We start from the raw sequence: 2,500 nt of genomic DNA on the forward strand, positions 1-2,500 counted from the left end.
ATCGAGCGCGCATGCACCGATCGGCGATCACCACGCCCGCCGCGAGCTCTATCGCAGTCCTGCGCCTGGCTACAACATCATCACGATGATGTGGAGGCCGGCACAGGGGACGCCGTTGCCCGCTCGCCTCCCCTCAACTCGATGCCAGGCTGAGGCCAACGGAGTCGACAGGCGTCTAGTGGCCAAGGTGACGATGGGAGCTTCTGAGTTGTAGCCAGCTGACCATTACTCAGCCTGTTCGAGGGCTTCGGCAGCATTCCCGCCAAGGCGGCCATGAGGAGTCCGCTGTTGTGCCCGGTCCGCCATTGCCCTGCCTGGTGTCGCGCTTTGGAGTGCCTGCCACCAGGCAAGCAGGCCTGCAGCGTCCGAGGTTGGGCCACGAACGATCCCAACCAACAAGCTCCGCTCCCCCGCACGCGAAGCGGCATGGACTTGCCTGCGAACGCTTGGCTCAGTGCCAGCTGAGTGCCCTTGCAGCAGCGCGGGGTTCGGAACAGGTCTGTGGACGGCCAGCGCGATGCACCGGCGCATGGATGGTCTGCTGGAAACCCGGTCTGCCAGGGTTCTCCAAACGCTTGTGGGCCACACTCATCACGAGCCGACAGCTCAGCACACCAGCCCAGCGATCGTGGCTCTACTCGCACTTTCCCTCCGCCCGCCGGAGCTGATCCGGCACAAAGAAAAAGCCCGCTGCGTGAGCAGCGGGCTTTAGGGTTTAAAACCTGGCGATGACCTACTCTCGCACGGCTTGAGCCGCACTACCATCGGCGCAGCTGCGTTTCACTTCCGAGTTCGGGATGGGATCGGGTGGTGCCACAGCGCTAATTTCACCAGGAAAGCGGCAGGAGTAGCGCGATGCGCCGGCTCGAAGACGTTTCCCTTTTGGGAAGGCAAGCAAATGGAGCTGCTTACATAAAAAGAACAAACCCCTGCAGCGCGAGCTGCAGGGGTTTGGGAATAAAACCTTGGCGATGACCTACTCTCGCACAGCTTGAGCTGCACTACCATCGGCGCAGCTGCGTTTCACTTCCGAGTTCGGGATGGGATCGGGTGGTTCCACAGCGCTAATTTCACCAAGGAGACGGTTGGGACGTCGCCATCCAAAAAACGGATGAGGCGCCAGTCTCGCAGAGGTCTTGTGACGTAGCGTGCACTTGGATCTATCGACATGTCGTCGGCCAAGGCAACTTGAGGTTATATGGTCAAGCCGCACGGATCATTAGTATCAGTTAGCTCAATGCATTGCTGCACTTACACACCTGACCTATCAACCACGTAGTCTACATGGTTCCTTTAGGGGGCTTGTGCCCCGGGAAGTCTCATCTTGAGGCGCGCTTCCCGCTTAGATGCTTTCAGCGGTTATCGCTTCCGAACATAGCTACCCGGCAATGCCACTGGCGTGACAACCGGAACACCAGAGGTTCGTCCACTCCGGTCCTCTCGTACTAGGAGCAGCCCCTCTCAAACTTCCAACGCCCATGGCAGATAGGGACCGAACTGTCTCACGACGTTCTGAACCCAGCTCGCGTACCACTTTAAATGGCGAACAGCCATACCCTTGGGACCGACTACAGCCCCAGGATGTGATGAGCCGACATCGAGGTGCCAAACACCGCCGTCGATATGAACTCTTGGGCGGTATCAGCCTGTTATCCCCGGAGTACCTTTTATCCGTTGAGCGATGGCCCTTCCATACAGAACCACCGGATCACTAAGTCCTAGTTTCCTACCTGCTTGATCCGTCGATCTTGCAGTCAAGCACGCTTATGCCTTTGCACACAGTGCGCGATGTCCGACCGCGCTGAGCGTACCTTCGAGCTCCTCCGTTACTCTTTAGGAGGAGACCGCCCCAGTCAAACTACCCACCATACACGGTCCCCGATCCAGATAATGGACCTAGGTTAGAACGTCAAGCACGACAGGGTGGTATTTCAAGGATGGCTCCACTGCAGCTAGCGCCACAGTTTCATAGCCTCCCACCTATCCTACACAGACGAACTCAACGTTCAGTGTAAAGCTATAGTAAAGGTTCACGGGGTCTTTCCGTCTTGCCACGGGAACGCTGCATCTTCACAGCGATTTCAATTTCACTGAGTCTCGGGTGGAGACAGCGCCGCTGTCGTTACGCCATTCGTGCAGGTCGGAACTTACCCGACAAGGAATTTCGCTACCTTAGGACCGTTATAGTTACGGCCGCCGTTTACTGGGGCTTCGATCAAGAGCTTCGCCTTGCGGCTGACCCCATCAATTAACCTTCCAGCACCGGGCAGGCGTCACACCCTATACGTCCACTTTCGTGTTTGCAGAGTGCTGTGTTTTTGATAAACAGTCGCAGCGGCCTGGTTACTGCGACCCTCTTCAGCTATAGCTCGCATGAGCCACCAAAAAGGGTGCACCTTCTCCCGAAGTTACGGTGCCATGTTGCCTAGTTCCTTCACCCGAGTTCTCTCAAGCGCCTGAGAATTCTCATCCTACCCACCTGTGTCGGTTTACGGTACGG

The 2,500-nt window shown here is 57.4% G+C and carries 3 rRNA genes (1 of these 3 cut by a window edge); all 3 read right to left on the reverse strand.

Annotated features, from left to right (window positions below):
* Positions 1 to 720: 720 nt before the first annotated feature.
* Positions 721 to 835: ribosomal RNA gene (rrf, locus tag LR961_RS19035) — 5S ribosomal RNA — on the reverse strand.
* A 128-nt stretch (positions 836 to 963) separates the two neighbouring features.
* Positions 964 to 1,078 (reverse strand): 5S ribosomal RNA (gene rrf / locus LR961_RS19040).
* A gap of 120 nt (positions 1,079 to 1,198) precedes the next feature.
* Positions 1,199 to 2,500, reverse strand: a 23S ribosomal RNA gene (locus LR961_RS19045); it runs 1,578 nt beyond the window's last position.

It is taken from the genome of Stenotrophomonas sp. SY1 (assembly GCF_021202945.1).
Classification (GTDB): Bacteria; Pseudomonadota; Gammaproteobacteria; order Xanthomonadales; family Xanthomonadaceae; genus Stenotrophomonas.